Origin of the sequence: Streptomyces sp. NPDC048442 (assembly GCF_040651475.1) — a bacterium.
GTDB lineage: Bacteria > Actinomycetota > Actinomycetes > Streptomycetales > Streptomycetaceae > Streptomyces.
In genome coordinates, this window is record NZ_JBEZKB010000019.1 from 51,078 (window position 1) to 66,891 (window position 15,814).

Genomic DNA, 15,814 nt, shown 5'->3' on the forward strand with positions numbered 1-15,814 from the left:
ACCCGTCCCGCCCCCGGGGGCGGCCCCGCTGCCCAAGAGGGCTAGGGGTCGGCGACGTCAGCCGCCCGAGGGGGCTTGGGGCTGAGGGTCAGGTGCGGCTACCCGCAGCCGCAGGAGCGGCGGATTATTAGGGCTGAGGGGAATTGTTTGACGCGTTCGCGTCGGGAGCCGGCCACCCGCAGCCCGTCGTCCAGGACCAGGTCGACCGCCGCGCGGGCCATCGCAGGCCGGTCCGAGGAGACCGTCGTCAGGGGCGGGTCCGTCAGGGCCGCTTCCTTGACGTCGTCGAAGCCCGCCACCGCGAGCTCGCCGGGGACGTCGATACGGAGCTCGCGGGCGGCCCGCAGTACGCCGATCGCCTGGTCGTCCGTCGAGCAGAAGATGGCCGGGGGGCGGTCCGGCCCCGAGAGCAGCCCGAGCGCCACCTCGTACGCCGCGTACCGGTCGTACGGCGCCTGGACCAGCCGCCCCTCCGTCGGCCGCCCGGACTCCCGCATCGCCCGCCGCCAGCCCTCGATGTGGTCGGCCACCGGGTCGCCCACCGACGGGGTGGACTCGGTGCCGCCGAAGCACACCACGTACTCGTGGCCGTGCTCCAGAAGGTGCCTGGTGGCGAGCTGCGCACCGCCCACGTCGTCCGTGACGACCGCGACGTCGTCGATCGCTTCGGGGCGCTCGTGCAGCAGCACGACCCTCGCGTCCCACGCGTCGATCTCCGCCGCCGCGCTCTCGCTCATGCCCTGGCTGACCAGGATGAGGCCGGAGACCCGCATGCCGAGGAAGGCCCGGAGGTAGTGGATCTCGCGTTCGTTGCGATAGTCCGAATTGCCGACGAGGACCATTTTTCCGCGCTCGGCGGCGGCCTGTTCGACCGCGTGGGTCATCTCCGCGAAGAACGGCTGCCTGGCGTCCGGCACGATCATGCCTATGAGATCGGTGCGGCGCGACGCCATCGCTTGCGCGACCCGGTCCGGGCGGTAGCCCAGTTCCTTGATCGCGGCGAGGACACGCTCGCGCGTGGCCGGGGCGACCGGCCGGGGTCCGTTGTTGATGACGTAACTGACGACCGCGGTCGAAGTACCCGCCAGTCGTGCCACATCGTCCCGCGTCACCTTGGCCACGCGCGGCAGTCTACGCGGATGGACCAGGTCACAGGCCGGTCGTCCCAAGGATCATGCCGAGTTGAGACCTTCTTACTCCGGTACGAGTGATTCCTCCGTCTGGCCTACGGACCTGCGGACCTGCGGGCCTGGCGAACCCGGCCTACGACCCGGCCTCGGGCCGCGCCACCGACGCCGAGGCGCGCGCACGGGCTTTTTCGGCCTCCCGGCCCGCGGCCTTCTCCTGTTCCGGCTTCGGCTCCGCCTTCTCGGGCTTCTCCGGCACCACGAAGCGGTAGCCGACGTTCCGGACGGTCCCGATCAGCGACTCGTTCTCGACGCCGAGCTTCGCGCGCAGCCGCCTGACGTGCACGTCCACCGTCCGCGTGCCGCCGAAGTAGTCGTACCCCCACACCTCCTGCAGGAGCTGCGCCCGGGTGAAGACCCGGCCAGGGTGCTGCGCCAGGTACTTCAGCAGCTCGAACTCCTTGAAGGTCAGGTCCAGGACCCGCCCCTTGAGCTTCGCGCTGTACGTCGCCTCGTCGACCGACAGGTCGCCGTTGCGGATCTCGGTGGGGATGTCGTCGGCGGCCAGGTTCTGGCGGCCCATCGCGAGCCGCAGCCGCGCCTCGACCTCCGCGGGCCCCGCCGTGTCCAGGAGTACGTCGTCGATGCCCCAGTCGGCGGTGACGGCGGCCAGACCGCCCTCCGTGACGACCAGTATCAGCGGGCAGCCGGGGCCGGTGGAGCGCAGCAGCTGGCACAGCGAACGCACCTGCGGGAGGTCGCGCCGGCCGTCGATCAGGATCGTGTCGGCACCAGGGGTGTCCACGAGTGCGGGGCCTTCGGCGGGGGCCACCCGCACGCTGTGCAGCAGCAGGCCGAGGGCGGGAAGCACCTCCGTCGACGGCTGGAGGGCATTGGTGAGGAGCAGCAGAGAGCTCATCGCGCTCCACCTGCCCACAGCTTCATTTCCGGTTCGTGCACGGTTCGCTCGCCCATAACGTCGGTTCCTCCTCGGTCCCTGCGAGGACGTTTACGGCACTGCTTCGTACTGCTTCTGTTTCGTACTACTAGGTCGAAGGCCCCCGCGCCCCGGGGTCCGACGTGCCCGTTTTCCTGCTCTCTTGCCCTGTTCTTTCCGAGCTTTTTAGGTCTCCCGGAAAGCACAAAAGGACCCGGGGGCAACGGTGCCCGAGTCCTCTGCCCAGCAGAATAGCCCACATGACAGGCGCCTCCGCTGTTTCCTTGGTCACTCCGACGGCCCGGCGGAGCACGCTCCGTACGGGCGATTCGGTGTCCGTCGAGGCGGTGTACGAGCCGGGTCCTGCCCCTCTTGCAGCCCCCTCGGCGGTCCCGCTCTTCGTCCTCGCGCACGGCTTCACGGGGTCCGCCGAGCGGCCGGCCGTGCGGCGGGCCGCCCGGGTGTTCGCGCAGTACGGGGCCGTGATCACGTTCTCGTTCCGGGGGCACGGGAGGTCGGGCGGGCGCTCGACGGTCGGGGACCGGGAGGTGCTGGACCTGGCCGCCGCGATCGCCTGGGGGAGATCGCTGGGGCACCGGTACGTGACCACCGTCGGGTTCTCGATGGGCGGGTCCGTGGTGCTGCGGCAGGGGGCGCTGTACGGACTTTCGTACGAGGCGTTGCAGAGGGGGCGCACGGAAGCGCGCTCGGGCGCGGACGGTGAGGTGGCGGTCGGCGCCGGGGTGACTGCCGGGGCGGACGTCGGGGTGGACGTCGGGGTGGACGCCAGGGTGAATGCCGTGGTGGCGGTCAGTGCTCCGGCCCGGTGGTTCTACCGGGGGACGGCCCCGATGCGGCGCCTTCACTGGGTGGTGACGCGACCGGCCGGGCGTCTGGTCGGGAGGGCCGGATTCCGTACGCGGATTCACCTCGGGGCGTGGGACCCCGTACCGCTGTCGCCGGTGGAGGCCGCACCGTATCTGGCGCCGACACCGCTGCTCGTCGTGCACGGGGACCGCGATCCCTACTTCCCGCTCGACCACCCGCGCTCGCTCGCCGCGGCCGCGCCCGGCTCGGAACTGTGGATCGAGCCAGGGATGGGGCATGCGGAGAACGCGGCGGACGCGGCGCTGCTGGCCCGCATCGCGGAGTGGGCCATTGATCGTTCGCCGGAACGGGCGGCCGGATGGCCCATCATGGACAGCTGAGGAGCCCGAGGGACCCGAGGGCTGTGGGAGTTGCGCGAGAGGAGTGCCGCTGTGGCAGCGGGAACCATCCGCTTTTGGGCGGCGGCCAAGGCCGCTGCCGGGACCGGCGAGGAGCCGTACGCGGCCGAAACGCTCGCCGAGGCACTGGACGCGGTGCGCGCACAGCACCCCGGGGAGCTGGTGCGGGTGCTCCAGCGGTGCTCGTTCCTGATCGACGGCGACCCCGTCGGGAAACGTGACCACGGCACGGTACGGCTGGCCGAAGGCGGCACGGTCGAGGTGCTCCCACCGTTCGCAGGAGGGTGACCGAGACCATGAGCAGCAGCAACGACCAGCAGTACCCGCCGCCGTACGGGCAGGACCAGTACGGGCGGGACCAGTACGGGCAGGATCCGTATGCACCGGATCCGTACGCACAGGGTCAGTACGGGCAGGATCCGTATGGCCAGCAGGCCCAGCAGGCCCAGCAGGCCCAGCAGGCCCAGCAGGCCCAGCAGGCCCAGCAGGCCCAGCAGGCCCAGCAGGCCCAGCAGGCCCAGCAGGCCCCGCAGCCTTCGTACGGTGACCAGCAGTACCCGGAGCCGCAGCAGCACCAGCAGTCGCAGCAGCACCAGTCGTACCCGGGACCCGCCGCCGCACAGGACCCGTACGCGACGCAGACCTGGCAGGGGCAGACCTGGGACACCCAGTACCAGCCGGTCCAGCAGGCACCGCAGCACCAGGCTCCGCAGCACCAGGCCCCGCAGCACCAGGCTCCGGCCGCGGCTGACACCGCCTACCTCCCGCCGCAGAACGGGCACACCGGGCACACCGGCCACACCGGTCCCTCCGGCCCCACCAGCCCCTCCGGCTCGTACCCCCTGCCGCCCGAGGTCCCCATGCAGAGCCCGCTCCAGACCCCCGAGCCCTCCTACGCGTCCCCTCAGGCCGGGACCCCGGCCCCCGCCCCGTACGAGACGCCCTCCACCTCCGCCCCCGCCTACAGCTCCCCGGCGACCCGCGGCAACACCCGGATCACCGACGCCCAGCGGGCCCGCGCGGAAGGGCGGTCGCCGATCATAGAGCCCGGCATGAGGCCCGCCCTGCTGACCGCGGTGCTGGCGGCGCTGCTCGCCGGGGCGGCCGTGTTCGGGCAGTTCGCGCTGGTCGTGCCGGTGGTGCTGCTGCAGGCGGTGACGGCTGCGGGCTGGTTCCGGCTGAACGGGATGTGGCCGGCCAGGCAGGGAATCGCGCTCGCGTTCCTCGGCGGTCTGGTCGCGGACGTCGCGCTTCTCGCCGTCGACGCCCTGCACGCGCCCGCCGCGATTCTGGGGACGCTCGGCGTGTGGGTCCTGCTGACCGTCGTCCTGCATCTGCGCAACCGGATGCCCGCCGACGAGCGGATGTACGCGCTGACGGCCGGGGTCACCACGGCCGCGCTGACCGTCGTCGCCGCAGGGCACCTGGCCGCCGACTCCAAGGCCATGACGGTCGGCGGACTCGCGGTCGCCGCCGCGATCGTCGCCCGCGCGCTGCCGCTGCCCGTACCCGCCTCGGTCGGTGTCGCGCTGCTCGCGGCGGCGGGCGCCGGGATCGCGGCGGGCGGGGCCACCGGCCTCGGCACGGGCGGTGCGGTGATCGGCCTCGGCGCCGGGGTGTGCGCGCTGGTCGGGCACCGGGTGGCGAGCTACGACTACCCGTCGAAGTTCGTGCACATGACGGCGGGCGTCGCGCTGCCGCTCGCACTGGCCGCGCCCGCGGTGTACCTGCTGGGCCGCGCCTTCGCCTGATGTGATCCCTGAGGCTGGTGTGAACCCCACCCGTTAGGCTCACTCCCCGTACGGGGGCCAACGATCGCAGGTGGGGGAACACCGACAATGCGCGCACTACGCATACTTCTGATCCTGGTGGTGATCGTCGGCGGCATCTTCGCCGTCGCGGACCGCTTCGCGGTCAACTACGCCGAGGGCGAGGTCGCGGCCAAGGTCCGCACCAGCCAGGGGCTGTCGGCGGAACCACAGATCGACATCAAGGGTTTCCCCTTCCTCACCCAGGTGCTCGGCAAGAAGCTCGACCAGGTCGACGTCACGATGGACGGCGTCGAGGCGAGCGCCCAGGGCCGCAGCCTGAAGGTCGGCCGGATGACCGCCGAACTCCACGACGTGACCCTGTCGAACAACTTCTCCTCCGCGACTGCGGCGCGTGCCACCGGCACGGCCGTGATCTCGTACGACGACCTGACGCGTGCGGCGGGCGACAAGGACGTGAAGCTCGCCTACGGCGGGAACGGCAAGGTCAAGGTCACCGGCACGGTCTCGGTGCTCGGCCGGGAGATCCGGCGCAGCGTGCTGTCCAGCGTCAGCCTGAAGAACAACGGCAAGTCGATCGCGGTACGCGCCGACGAGGTGCCGGGGCAGGGCATCCCCGGCCTCGAAGGCATGATCCGCAAGAAGATCGACTTCGAACGCCCGATCGGCGGCCTGCCGAACGGCCTGGTCCTGGACAAGGTCACCCCGGTCGAGACCGGCATGCAGATCGGCGTCACGGGCACGAACGTGCACCTGGCCGGCTGAGGGTACGGCTGGGGTCTGGATGACCGTGCGGTCGGCCGGGTGAGTGTGCGGGCGGGGCTGGTGACGGTCCGCCGACCCGTCAGGTGACCCGCCGGCCACCCATTCTCCGGATGGCGAGACGGAATGGTCCACTCCGCAGGACGGAGGGACGCACAAGCGGGACGAGGGGCCGGGAGCGACACCCCGGCCCCTCTTCGCGTCTCAGCCAGCAGACGATCTCGTCTCACCATCCGACACGCCGGTGACACGCACCCCCGCACGTCCCTACGATCGGTCCCATGCAGCAGCGACAGGCGGACCTCACGAAGCGGCGGGCAGTAGACCTGTGCCGCGTCGCCGCCATGCTCTGTCGCCGCGCCGTCTGAGCGGGGACCGCTGGGCGCGACGCCCCGAACTCCCGCTTCCCCAGGGCTACTTGCGCCCACCCCGCCGCACCGCGCCGCCGTACGCACGGCCCCGCCGCCGTACCGGCACGCACCCCGCACAGGCAATCCGCACCGCGCAATCCGAACCGCACCGCGCAACCCGAACCGCACCGCGAACCGCGAACCCGCACTTCGTATCCCCCCGAAACTGCCCCGGAGGAGAAACACATGAGCCGCACCGACGTACTGGTCGACGCCGACTGGGTCGAGGCCCACCTGGACGACCCGAAGGTCGCGCTCGTCGAGGTCGACGAGGACACCTCGGCGTACGAGAAGAACCACATCCGGAACGCGATCCGGATCGACTGGACCAAGGACCTCCAGGACCCGGTCCGCCGCGACTTCATCGACCAGGCCGGCTTCGAGAAGCTCCTCTCCGAGAAGGGCATCGGCAACGACACCACCGTCGTCCTCTACGGCGGCAACAACAACTGGTTCGCGTCGTACGCCTTCTGGTACTTCAAGCTCTACGGCCACGGCGATGTCCGCCTGCTCGACGGCGGCCGCAAGAAGTGGGAGCTGGACTCCCGCGACCTGGTCGACGGCGCGCAGATCCCGCAGCGCGAGGCCACCTCGTACAAGGCCCAGCCCCAGGACGAGTCCATCCGCGCCTACCGCGACGACGTCGTGGCGGCCATCGACTCCCAGAACCTGGTCGACGTCCGTTCGCCCGACGAGTTCAGCGGCAAGCTCCTCGCCCCCGCGCACCTCCCGCAGGAGCAGTCGCAGCGCCCCGGCCACGTCCCCTCGGCCCGCAACATCCCGTGGTCGAAGAACGCCAACGACGACGGCACCTTCAAGTCCGACGAGGAGCTGAAGGCCCTCTACGAGGCCGAGCAGGTCGACCTCGCCCGCGACACCATCGCGTACTGCCGCATCGGTGAGCGCTCGGCCCTGACCTGGTTCGTCCTGCACGAGCTGCTCGGCGTCGAGAACGTCAAGAACTACGACGGCTCGTGGACCGAGTACGGCTCCCTGGTCGGCGTGCCGATCGAGCTCGGCGCCAACAAGTAAGCCCCTCTCCCCTTCGGACTTCTGGAGTACGCACATGTGTGGAGCAAAGGCCGGCGGCCCCGACGCCTCGACCATCAAGCCCGGTGAGACCACCATCCAGGGCAGCATCACCAAGAACGGCGAGCCGGTGACGGGCTACGTCCGCCTCCTCGACTCGACCGGCGAATTCACGGCCGAGGTCCCCACCTCCGCCACCGGCCAGTTCCGCTTCTACGCGGCCGAGGGCACCTGGACGCTGCGCGCCCTGGTCCCGGGCGGCACGGCGGACCGCACGGTCGTCGCCCAGACGGGTGGCCTCGCGGAGGTCGCGATCGCCGTCTGACTTTCCACGCGCCCCTCGCACCGCTCGACGCCGGGGGCGCCTCCCGGGCTTCGGGTCGCTGCGCCGGACTCCGTCCGTCGGAGTCTGGCGCGGGCCGGGGTGCTCGGACCGGCCGGAGGGCCGTACCCGCAGGGGGTTGGACGCCATGCCTGTGACGAAGGGTGCGGCCCTTCTGCCTTTTTCATGCGCCCCTCGCACCGCTCGGCGCCGGGGGCGCCTCCCGGGCTTCGGGTCGCTGCGCCGGACTCCGTCCGTCGGGGTCTGGCGCGGGCCGGGGTGCTCGGACCGGCCGGAGGGCCGCACCCGCAGGGGGTTGGACGCCATGCCTGTGACGAAGGGTGCGGCCCTTTTGCCATGCCCGCGCCGAGGCTCCGTGCGCTCCGTGCCGCTTTTCCCGTCCCGGTCGTACGGTGGAGGTATGTACGAGCGTCGTCGTCGCGTCTACTTCGTGATGATGGGGACGTGCCTCGTCCTCTTCATCTCGGCGTGCGCATTCGTGCGGCTCTGGTCGGTTCCCCTGGCGGTCGGGATGTGCGTGGTCGCCGCCCTCATCCCGCCCTTCGCGGCGATGGTCGCCAACCGCAAGGGGCCCGACGACCGCTGGTGGGACGAGACGACGGGCGACCCCCGCTCCGACGACTGGTGGGACGAGCTGGACGGGCGCAAGAAGCATCAGTGAGCAGATGTGGGCCCAGTGCGGGCTCAGTGCGGGCTCAGTAGACGAGTGCCTGGACGCCGTCCTCCATGACCTCGCTCACGAAGACCTGCGCCCCGGCGATCCGTACGCCCTCCAGCACATCGTCCTCGCCGATGTCCCTGCGTACCGCGCACTGCGTGCACAGCGTGATCTGCCCGCCCGCCCGGATCGACTCGATCAGGTCCGGCAGCGGCGCCGAGTGCGGCAGTTCGAACTCCGCCGCCTTCCCCGGCAGTGCGAACCACGCCGACTCCCCGGTCAGCCACAACGACACCCGCACCCCACTGGCCACGGCCACCGCCGCCACCGTGAACGCCTGCGAACACCGCTCGGGCGCATCGGCCCCGGCGGTCACCTTGATCACGAGCTTCTTCGACATGCGGGCACTGTAAGCCCGGCACGGGCCCGCGCGGACCTCACCGAGAGCGGTGGGCCCCGGCGGACTAAGCTGGGACCCGGCCCGTATCCCGCACCTCGATCGTCCCAAGGAGCACCCCGTGCTTGAGGCAGTCTTCTCCGCCCTGCTGGTCCTGGTCTGCGTCGGCGTCCTCGCCTTCGCCGGACTGGCCGTGAAGAAGCTCTACCAGGGCCAGCGCTAGCCCATACGCACGTATGCACGTACCGGGCAGTGAGCCGTCACCCCTCCACACAGATCGCCTGAGCCACTCATGATCGAGATTCCGTCCGACCTCCACCCGGACCTCGTCCCCCTCGTCTTCCTCCTCGGGAAGTGGACGGGTGCGGGAGTCACCGACTTCCCCGGCCAGGAGAAGGCCAACTTCGGCCAGGAAGTCACCTTCAGCCACGACGGCCGCGACTTCCTGGAGTACGTCTCGCACTCCTGGATCCTCGACGCCGAGGGCAACAAGGTGAAGCCGCTGGAGACCGAGTCCGGCTTCTGGCGCATCGACAAGGACCGCAAGGTCGAGGTCGTCATGACCCGCGACACCGGTGTCGTCGAGATCTGGTACGGCGAGCTGGCCGCCCAGAAGCCGCAGATCGACATCGTGACGGACGCGGTGGCGCGTACCGCCGCCTCGGGTCCGTACACCGGCGGAAAGCGTCTTTACGGTTACGTGAAGAGCGACCTGATGTGGGTCGGCGAGAAGGCCACCCCCGAGGTCGAGCTGCGCCCGTACATGTCGGCGCACCTGAAGAAGACCGTGACGCCGGAGGAGGTCGAGGAGATGGCGAAGGGCCTCGGCGACCTGCCCGACGACGGGATCGCCTTCTTCCGCTGAGCCGGAGACAGGCCGAATGCTCGCCACGCTGCCTACACTGGGCCGCGTGGTGAGCACCGACTGGAAAAGTGACCTGCGACAGCGCGGCTACCGGCTGACGCCGCAGCGGGAGCTCGTGCTGCAAGCGGTGGACGTGCTGGAGCACGCGACGCCCGACGACATCCTCGTGCAGGTGCGGAAGACCGCGTCGGGGATCAATATTTCGACTGTTTACCGGACCCTTGAGCTGTTGGAAGAGCTCGGGCTGGTCAGTCATGCCCATCTGGGGCACGGGGCGCCGACCTATCACCTCGCCGACCGGCACCACCACCTTCATCTGGTGTGCCGCGACTGCTCGAACGTCATCGAAGCGGACGTGGCCGTGGCCGGTGACTTCATCGCCAAACTGCGCGGCGAATTCGGGTTCGAGACCGATATGAAGCACTTTGCGATCTTCGGGCGGTGTGCGGACTGCACGGCGAAGGCGGCAAAGGGCACCGAGTCGTAGGCGGGTCGTACGCTGGGGAACATGACGAGCCCCCTCCTTTCCCTGCCCGGTGCCGTTCCCGCCGAGGGGCGTGACGAAGGCGTCGCCGCGCACTACGGCGATCTGTTCCGCGAGCAGCGTGCGCTGGCCGACGGGTCCGGTTTCGTTGACCTCTCGCACCGGGGGGTCATCGCTGTCACCGGATCGGACCGGCTGAGCTGGCTGCATCTGCTGATCACGCAGCACGTGAGCGAACTGCCCGCCGGGCAGGCCACCGAGGCGCTGGTGCTGACCGCCAACGGGCACGTGGAGCACGCGCTCTACCTGGTGGACGACGGCGAGACGACGTGGGTGCACGTCGAGCCGGGGACGCAGGGGGAGTTGATCGCGTACCTGGAGAGCATGAAGTTCTTCTACCGGGTGGAAGTCGCGGACCGGACGGGCGAGTTCGGGGTGCTCTGGCTGCCGGCCGGGTCCATCACCGCGGTGCCCGACGGCGTGGTCGTACGGGAGACGCCGTACGGGCGGGACCTGTTCCTGCCGCGCAAGGAGCTGGAGGCGTTCGCCGCCGACCACGGGCCCGCGATCGGGATCCTCGCGTACGAGGCGCTGCGCGTCGAGGGCCACCGGCCGCGGCTCGGCTTCGAGACCGACCACCGGACGATCCCGCACGAGCTGGGGTGGATCGGGACCGCGGTGCACCTCCAGAAGGGGTGCTACCGGGGGCAGGAGACCGTCGCCCGCGTCCAGAACCTGGGGAAGCCGCCGCGCCGGCTGGTCTTCCTGCACCTGGACGGCAGCGAGGTGCACCTGCCGCCGTCGGGAACGCCGGTGCGGCTCGCTGCCGACGGGCCCGAAGGCCGGCAGATCGGGTTCGTGACGACCTCCGCCCGCCACCACGAGCTCGGGCCCATCGCGCTCGCACTCGTCAAGCGGAACGTGGCCGTGGACGCCGAGCTGATGGCCGGGAACACGGCTGCGGCTCAGGAAGTCGTCGTCGAGCCGTAGGCGCGGACCGCGGGCGCGGACCGTAGGCGCAGACCGCGGGCGCAGACCGTGGATCAGAGCTCGTCCACGGGCCGCTTCAGCTTTGCCACCTGCCGGTCGAGGATCGACTTCACCTGGGCCGCGTCCAGCACGGGCGGCGAACCCGGCAGCGCCGAGAGCGTGTTGTCCACGGTGGCGACCGTGGTCAGGCTGCCGGTGCGTACGGCGTACACCTCGTGCCGGACGGGCCCGTTGCGGGGGTCCAGGGGCTGGGCGTCCAGGACGTAGGTGGTCCCCGCGTCGCTCCCCGGTCCCGAGGGGAGCTCGACGCTCACCCGGTAGGCCCGGTTCAGCGGGCCCGTGAGGTCGAAGCCGCGGCACGAGCCGACGGCGCCGGAGAGCCTGTCCATGGCCCGCCGGGCGCCGTCGCTGTCGTACGTCCCCAGCTTCAGGCCCATGGGCTGCACGCCGCCGGTCCGCGAGCCGACCGTGACGTACGCCGAGCGGACCGCGCCCAGGGTGCCGGGGCCCAGCGCGTCGAGCAGCGGCGCGCACTTGGCGTCCGCGGTGCGCCAGGCGGGCAGGTTGGCGTTCTCGGTGAGCCGGGAGGCGGACACCGTGTAGCCGGGCACCTCCTTGTCCCGCAGCGTCGCGTCGTGCAGGTCCCGTTCGGTCATCGCCACCGTTGCCTCGGCGTACGACTCGGGTCCGCCGGAACCGCAGGCGCTCAGGGCGGCAGTCAGGCCGGCAGCTATCAGTACGTATGAGAAAAGCGCGCGCGTGCGCATCGTGCAGGTCCCCCTCGGTGGCGGTGCACCGTCCCCCGCGGACGGTCGTCAGACGTCGATCAATACCGTGAACGGCCCGTTGTTCGTCAGTGAAACCCGCATGTCCGCACCGAACCTGCCCGTCTCCACCGTCGCCCCCAGCGCCCGCAGCTGCGCCACCACCTCGTCGACCAGAGGTTCGGCGACGTCGCCCGGGGCCGCAGCGTTCCAGGTGGGGCGGCGGCCCTTGCGGGCGTCCCCGTACAGGGTGAATTGCGAGATGACGAGAAGGGGGGCATTCACGTCGGAGCAGGACTTCTCGGATTCGAGGACGCGCACCGACCACAGCTTGCGCGCGAGTTGCGCCGCCTTGTCCGGAGTGTCCTCGTGCGTCACTCCCACCAGGACACACAGGCCCTCGCCCACGATCTCGCCGACCGTCTCGCCCCCGACGACGACGCTCGCGCCGTCCACTCTCTGCACCACAGCTCGCATGACGCCCATGATGCCTTCCCGCGGCGCCTTCTTTCGATTTCCGCGATGCAAGGGCCATACGGGTGCAGTGTGCCTGCGTCGGTGCGGGAAGGAGTGGCACGATGCGGGTCAAGGCGGTGCGCCGCACCGTTCGAGGGGACGGAAATCCATGAGCACTTCTGGCACCGGGCAGCCGTCCGGTCCCGTACCGATGCAGCTGGCGAGTGCGGCAGGGGCAGGGGCGGTGGAGGCGGTACGGACACCCGCTCCCCGCACTCCGCGTACTCCACATGCTCCGCGTGCGGAGCAGGGCGTCCAGGACTCTCTGCCCGCCGTTCCGCAGCCCGATTTCGGTGTTCTCGGTCTGCCGGAGCTGCGGACGCTGCGCCAGGGCGCGCAGCGCGACGAGGCCGATCTGAGTTACGTACGGCGGCTGCTGCACGGCCGTATCGACATCCTGCGGGCCGAGCTGGGCCGGCGGGGCGGGCCGCAGACGCCGGTGGTGGAGCGGCTGTCGGAGATCCTCGCCGACAGCCCGTCCACGCACCGGTCATCCGCCCGGCACGTCACGCTGTCCACGCCGCGTACCGAGGAGTACCGGCAGCTGGCCCGCGACATGCTCGCGGAGGTCGAGCTGTCCGACCTCGGCGCCCGAACGGACCAGGAGCTGCATGCGGGCATGGGCCGGCTCCTGGGCTATGAGCAGCAGGTTTCCCGGCAGCGGCAGCGGCTCCAGCGGACCGCGGACGATTGCAGTGCGGAGATCGCGCGCAGGTACCGTGAGGGCGAAGCACAAGTAGACGATCTGCTCCTCTGAGCCCACCACCGGCGACCCCGGGCGGCCGGCCCCGGGGCGGATCCCTGTCCGGAAGGCCGAGCCGACGATGACTCCCACCGCCACCGCCACCACCCCCGCCATACCCCCGGTTCTCGCCGAAGTCGTCCGATCCGGCTTCGTCGAGGGCCATCACAGGGGCTCGCTGGTGGTCCTGGCGGCCGACGGCAGTGTGGAGCACGCCCTCGGTGACGTGGTCGCTCCCGTTTTCCCCCGTTCCAGCAACAAGCCGATGCAGGCCGCGGCCGTGCTGCGGGCCGGCCTCGACCTCTCGGGGGAGCGCCTCGCGCTGGCCGCCGCGAGCCACTCCGGCGAGGGCTTCCAGCTGGATCTCGTACGCAAGATGCTCAGTGAGTACGGGCTGACCGAGGACGATCTCCAGACGCCGCCCGACCTGCCGCTGGACCCCGTCGAGGCGGAGGCGTACCTGGCGGCGGGGAAGGTCCGCGAGCGGGTCACCATGAACTGCTCGGGCAAGCACGCCGCGATGATCGCCGCGTGCGCACTCAACGGGTGGGACACGGCGACGTACCTGGAGCAGTCCCACCCGCTCCAGCAGCTGGTCCTGGAGTGCGTGGAGCGGGCGAGCGGCGAGAAGGTCACCGCGGTCGGCACGGACGGCTGCGGGGCCCCGCTGATGGCGATAAGCCTCACCGGTCTCGCGCGCGCCTTCCGGCACTTCGTGCTCGCGGCGGAAGGCACCCCCGAGCGCCGGGTCGCGGACGCGATGCGGGCGCACCCCGAGTACGTGGCGGGCACCCGGCGGCCCGACACCTGGCTGATGCGGGAGGTGCCCGGCGTGCTGTCGAAGATGGGCGCCGAGGCCGTGCAGGCGGTGGCGCTGCCGGACGGCCGGGCCCTCGCTTTCAAGATCGACGACGGGGCCGGGCGGGCGCTCGGCCCGGTGCTGGCCAGGGCGCTGGAACAGCTGGGCGTGCACGGCGACGTGGTGGCCAGGATGGCGGACGTGCCGCTGCTCGGGGGCCCGGTCAAGGTCGGAGAAATCCGGGCGACATTCTGAGGGAGGGGTGCCTAGCGTGGGCGGATGACTGCCCATGCTGACCCTGGCCCCGACAGTGCCCTCGCCGGTGCTGATTCCGTAGATGTACGTACTGTCACCGAGGCCGATTTCGCGGACTGGACGCGGGCCAAGAACAACGGGTTCCTGCTGGCCCAGCCGTACTCGGCCAAGGACCTCGAACTGCGGCTGCCGCACACCGACCTGCCCCGGGCGCGGGGGGCCTTCGAGGCCGGGCGGTGCGTGGCGACGTACCGGTCCTTCACGCAGCAACTCACCGTGCCCGGCGGGCAGTTCGTGCAGTCCAACGCGGTTTCCAGCGTCACCGTCTCGCCCACCCACCGGCGGCGCGGCATCCTCGGCCGGATGATGCGCACGGACCTCGCCGAGGCGAAGGAGCGCGGCGACGCGGTCGCGACGCTGATCGCTGCCGAGTACCCGATCTACGGGCGGTACGGCTTCGGGCACGCGACCTCGGTCAGCGAGTGGGAGATCGACACGCACCGCACCGGCCTCGACCCGCGGTGGGCGGGCCCGGAGTGCGGCGGGCGGATCGACCTGGTGGACCCGGCGGACGTCCGGAAGACCGGCCCCGAGCTGCACGAGCGGTTCCGGGCCGGCCAGGCCGGCGTGATTGACCGGAGTACGAGCTGGTGGGAGGCGCGGACAGGGCTCACGGAGTACTCCTTCGACCCGTACAAGCCGACCTTCTTCGCCGTGTACCGGGCGCCGGCCGGGCGCGGCGGGCAGGTGGAGGGGCTGGTCTCCTACCGCGCCGACGAAAAGTGGGGCGACAGCAAGCAGCCGCTGAACACGGTGCAGGTGGGCAGCCTGATCAGCACGACCCCGGCGGCCGAGCGCGCCCTGTGGCACTTCCTGTGCTCGATCGACTGGGTGGCGAAGGTGCGGACCGGCTACCGCGCACCGGACGACCTGCTGCCCGACCTGCTCCCGGACCCGCGGGCGGCGCGGCTGGTGACGTCGGCCGACTGGCTGTGGGTGCGGGTGCTGGACGTCGTACGGGCGCTGGAGGCACGGACGTACGCCAGGCCGTACGAGGGTGGCGGCGCGGTGGTGCTGGAGGTGCGGGACCGGCTGGGGCTCGCGGCGGGCCGGTTCCGGCTGGAGGTGTCGGCGGACGGGACGGGGGCCTGCGCGCCCACCACGCAGAGTGCTGAACTGACTCTGGACGTACGGGAGTTGGGTGCGCTGTATCTGGGTGGCAGGTCGGCGGTGCGGATGGCGGCGCTGGACCTGGTGACGGAGGAGCGGGACGGGGCGGCGGCGCGGGTGGACGCGCTGTTCAGGACGGTGCGGGAGCCTTGGTGTCCGGACGTCTTCTGAGTGGCTCGGCCGACGGCCGACTGGCTGGGTCGACGGCCGACTGGCTGGGTCGACGGCCGGCTGGCTGGGTCAGCTGACGGCCGACTGGCCGAGGATGACGAGGGCGATGGTGCCGATGCTGAGGCAGGCGGTGTTCTTCGTCTTGACGCCCACGGTGAGGAAGCCGACGGCGGCGACTCCGAGCAGGCCGAACTTGTCCTGGATCATTTCGCCGACGAAGTAGACGCCGAGGGCGAGGAGTGCGACGAGCGGCATGGTGATCACTCCCTGAGGGCTGAGCGGTGATTGCGCGGTGGCTGAGCGGGTGGCGAGGTTGGCGAGTCTTTCGCCAACCTCCCTGTCGTGGCCCCTAGTTGGGCCATCTGGAGGGAGTTGGCGACCAACTCTGATGAAGTTGTCC

Annotated in this window: 20 protein-coding genes; 14 read left to right on the forward strand and 6 right to left on the reverse strand. The window is 71.0% G+C overall.

Annotated features, from left to right (window positions below; translation table 11 throughout):
* Positions 1-98 precede the first annotated feature (98 nt).
* Both AB0D18_RS26130 and AB0D18_RS26135 read right to left on the reverse strand, forming a co-directional pair.
* Complete coding sequence (locus tag AB0D18_RS26130) at positions 99-1,121, reverse strand: LacI family DNA-binding transcriptional regulator (RefSeq protein ID WP_362423198.1); 1,023 nt, start codon at positions 1,119-1,121, stop codon at positions 99-101.
* A 142-nt stretch (positions 1,122-1,263) separates the two neighbouring features.
* Complete coding sequence (locus AB0D18_RS26135; RefSeq protein WP_362423202.1) at positions 1,264-2,046, reverse strand: response regulator transcription factor; 783 nt, start codon at positions 2,044-2,046, stop codon at positions 1,264-1,266.
* 278 nt (positions 2,047-2,324) lie between these two features.
* Here AB0D18_RS26135 and AB0D18_RS26140 point away from each other — a divergent pair, with 278 nt between their 5' ends.
* The 8 genes from AB0D18_RS26140 to AB0D18_RS26175 all read left to right on the forward strand — a co-directional run bounded on the left by AB0D18_RS26140 (position 2,325) and on the right by AB0D18_RS26175 (position 8,264).
* Positions 2,325-3,272, forward strand: coding sequence for an alpha/beta fold hydrolase (locus tag AB0D18_RS26140; protein ID WP_362423205.1), 948 nt, complete (start codon positions 2,325-2,327; stop codon positions 3,270-3,272).
* A gap of 51 nt (positions 3,273-3,323) precedes the next feature.
* Positions 3,324-3,578, forward strand: coding sequence for a MoaD/ThiS family protein (locus AB0D18_RS26145; RefSeq protein ID WP_362423208.1), 255 nt, complete (start codon positions 3,324-3,326; stop codon positions 3,576-3,578).
* An 8-nt stretch (positions 3,579-3,586) separates the two neighbouring features.
* On the forward strand, positions 3,587-5,041 hold the full coding sequence (locus AB0D18_RS26150; protein WP_362423211.1) for a hypothetical protein: 1,455 nt from the start codon (positions 3,587-3,589) through the stop codon (positions 5,039-5,041).
* 87 nt (positions 5,042-5,128) lie between these two features.
* Entirely contained in the window at positions 5,129-5,824 is a 696-nt protein-coding gene (locus tag AB0D18_RS26155; protein WP_362423214.1) for a DUF2993 domain-containing protein, read from the forward strand.
* A gap of 278 nt (positions 5,825-6,102) precedes the next feature.
* Positions 6,103-6,189 carry a putative leader peptide gene (locus tag AB0D18_RS26160; protein ID WP_362423585.1) on the forward strand — a complete coding sequence of 29 codons (87 nt, stop codon included), beginning with the start codon at positions 6,103-6,105 and terminating at the stop codon, positions 6,187-6,189.
* Between the two features lie 228 nt (positions 6,190-6,417).
* A complete protein-coding gene (locus AB0D18_RS26165; protein WP_362423217.1) occupies positions 6,418-7,263 on the forward strand; it encodes a sulfurtransferase in 846 nt (281 codons plus the stop codon).
* 34 nt (positions 7,264-7,297) lie between these two features.
* Complete coding sequence (locus tag AB0D18_RS26170) at positions 7,298-7,585, forward strand: DUF1416 domain-containing protein (RefSeq protein WP_362423220.1); 288 nt, start codon at positions 7,298-7,300, stop codon at positions 7,583-7,585.
* Positions 7,586-8,003: 418 nt separating this feature from the next.
* Entirely contained in the window at positions 8,004-8,264 is a 261-nt protein-coding gene (locus AB0D18_RS26175) for a DUF3099 domain-containing protein (RefSeq protein WP_362423222.1), read from the forward strand.
* Between the two features lie 34 nt (positions 8,265-8,298).
* On the opposite strand, the gene AB0D18_RS26180 is transcribed toward AB0D18_RS26175, so the two are convergent.
* Positions 8,299-8,661: a DsrE family protein gene (locus AB0D18_RS26180; protein ID WP_362423225.1), complete on the reverse strand. Its 363-nt coding sequence runs from the start codon at positions 8,659-8,661 to the stop codon at positions 8,299-8,301.
* Positions 8,662-8,950: 289 nt separating this feature from the next.
* Between AB0D18_RS26180 and AB0D18_RS26185 the strand changes: the two genes are divergently transcribed.
* From AB0D18_RS26185 to AB0D18_RS26195, 3 genes are read left to right on the forward strand one after another with little or no spacing between them, the layout of a single operon-like run.
* Positions 8,951-9,523 carry an FABP family protein gene (locus AB0D18_RS26185; RefSeq protein WP_362423228.1) on the forward strand — a complete coding sequence of 191 codons (573 nt, stop codon included), beginning with the start codon at positions 8,951-8,953 and terminating at the stop codon, positions 9,521-9,523.
* Between the two features lie 46 nt (positions 9,524-9,569).
* Positions 9,570-10,010 (forward strand): Fur family transcriptional regulator, encoded by a 441-nt coding sequence (locus AB0D18_RS26190; RefSeq protein ID WP_362423231.1) that lies wholly within the window; start codon positions 9,570-9,572, stop codon positions 10,008-10,010.
* A gap of 21 nt (positions 10,011-10,031) precedes the next feature.
* Positions 10,032-10,997, forward strand: a complete 966-nt coding sequence (locus tag AB0D18_RS26195; protein WP_362423234.1) for a folate-binding protein — start codon at positions 10,032-10,034, stop codon at positions 10,995-10,997.
* 53 nt (positions 10,998-11,050) lie between these two features.
* Here the strand turns inward: AB0D18_RS26195 and AB0D18_RS26200 are convergent, their stop codons facing one another.
* Together AB0D18_RS26200 and dtd are read right to left on the reverse strand one after the other, a co-directional pair.
* Complete coding sequence (locus AB0D18_RS26200; RefSeq protein ID WP_362423237.1) at positions 11,051-11,764, reverse strand: hypothetical protein; 714 nt, start codon at positions 11,762-11,764, stop codon at positions 11,051-11,053.
* Positions 11,765-11,812: 48 nt separating this feature from the next.
* Entirely contained in the window at positions 11,813-12,238 is a 426-nt protein-coding gene (gene dtd, locus AB0D18_RS26205; protein WP_362423240.1) for a D-aminoacyl-tRNA deacylase, read from the reverse strand.
* A gap of 148 nt (positions 12,239-12,386) precedes the next feature.
* Here dtd and AB0D18_RS26210 point away from each other — a divergent pair, with 148 nt between their 5' ends.
* The 3 genes from AB0D18_RS26210 (at position 12,387) to AB0D18_RS26220 (ending at position 15,414) form a co-directional block, all read left to right on the forward strand.
* The gene (locus AB0D18_RS26210; protein WP_362423243.1) at positions 12,387-13,034 is read left to right on the forward strand and encodes an ABC transporter substrate-binding protein; all 648 of its coding nucleotides are present in this window, start codon (positions 12,387-12,389) and stop codon (positions 13,032-13,034) included.
* Between the two features lie 67 nt (positions 13,035-13,101).
* Complete coding sequence (locus AB0D18_RS26215) at positions 13,102-14,073, forward strand: asparaginase (RefSeq protein WP_362423246.1); 972 nt, start codon at positions 13,102-13,104, stop codon at positions 14,071-14,073.
* A gap of 24 nt (positions 14,074-14,097) precedes the next feature.
* Positions 14,098-15,414: a GNAT family N-acetyltransferase gene (locus tag AB0D18_RS26220; RefSeq protein WP_362423249.1), complete on the forward strand. Its 1,317-nt coding sequence runs from the start codon at positions 14,098-14,100 to the stop codon at positions 15,412-15,414.
* 69 nt (positions 15,415-15,483) lie between these two features.
* Here the strand turns inward: AB0D18_RS26220 and AB0D18_RS26225 are convergent, their stop codons facing one another.
* Complete coding sequence (locus tag AB0D18_RS26225; protein WP_362423252.1) at positions 15,484-15,669, reverse strand: hypothetical protein; 186 nt, start codon at positions 15,667-15,669, stop codon at positions 15,484-15,486.
* Positions 15,670-15,814 lie beyond the last annotated feature (145 nt).

Bases quoted from the DNA above. Each gene is read 5' to 3' on its own strand.
- AB0D18_RS26220 (WP_362423249.1), top strand. From the start codon at position 14,098: ATGACTGCCCATGCTGACCCTGGCCCCGACAGTGCCCTCGCCGGTGCT.
- AB0D18_RS26225 (WP_362423252.1), bottom strand. From the start codon at position 15,669: ATGCCGCTCGTCGCACTCCTCGCCCTCGGCGTCTACTTCGTCGGCGAA.
- AB0D18_RS26150 (WP_362423211.1), top strand. From the start codon at position 3,587: ATGAGCAGCAGCAACGACCAGCAGTACCCGCCGCCGTACGGGCAGGAC.
- AB0D18_RS26165 (WP_362423217.1), top strand. From the start codon at position 6,418: ATGAGCCGCACCGACGTACTGGTCGACGCCGACTGGGTCGAGGCCCAC.
- AB0D18_RS26135 (WP_362423202.1), bottom strand. From the start codon at position 2,046: ATGAGCTCTCTGCTGCTCCTCACCAATGCCCTCCAGCCGTCGACGGAG.
- AB0D18_RS26195 (WP_362423234.1), top strand. From the start codon at position 10,032: ATGACGAGCCCCCTCCTTTCCCTGCCCGGTGCCGTTCCCGCCGAGGGG.
- dtd (WP_362423240.1), bottom strand. From the start codon at position 12,238: ATGCGAGCTGTGGTGCAGAGAGTGGACGGCGCGAGCGTCGTCGTCGGG.
- AB0D18_RS26140 (WP_362423205.1), top strand. From the start codon at position 2,325: ATGACAGGCGCCTCCGCTGTTTCCTTGGTCACTCCGACGGCCCGGCGG.
- AB0D18_RS26160 (WP_362423585.1), top strand. From the start codon at position 6,103: ATGCAGCAGCGACAGGCGGACCTCACGAAGCGGCGGGCAGTAGACCTG.
- AB0D18_RS26170 (WP_362423220.1), top strand. From the start codon at position 7,298: ATGTGTGGAGCAAAGGCCGGCGGCCCCGACGCCTCGACCATCAAGCCC.
- AB0D18_RS26215 (WP_362423246.1), top strand. From the start codon at position 13,102: ATGACTCCCACCGCCACCGCCACCACCCCCGCCATACCCCCGGTTCTC.
- AB0D18_RS26210 (WP_362423243.1), top strand. From the start codon at position 12,387: ATGAGCACTTCTGGCACCGGGCAGCCGTCCGGTCCCGTACCGATGCAG.
- AB0D18_RS26185 (WP_362423228.1), top strand. From the start codon at position 8,951: ATGATCGAGATTCCGTCCGACCTCCACCCGGACCTCGTCCCCCTCGTC.
- AB0D18_RS26180 (WP_362423225.1), bottom strand. From the start codon at position 8,661: ATGTCGAAGAAGCTCGTGATCAAGGTGACCGCCGGGGCCGATGCGCCC.
- AB0D18_RS26200 (WP_362423237.1), bottom strand. From the start codon at position 11,764: ATGCGCACGCGCGCGCTTTTCTCATACGTACTGATAGCTGCCGGCCTG.
- AB0D18_RS26155 (WP_362423214.1), top strand. From the start codon at position 5,129: ATGCGCGCACTACGCATACTTCTGATCCTGGTGGTGATCGTCGGCGGC.
- AB0D18_RS26175 (WP_362423222.1), top strand. From the start codon at position 8,004: ATGTACGAGCGTCGTCGTCGCGTCTACTTCGTGATGATGGGGACGTGC.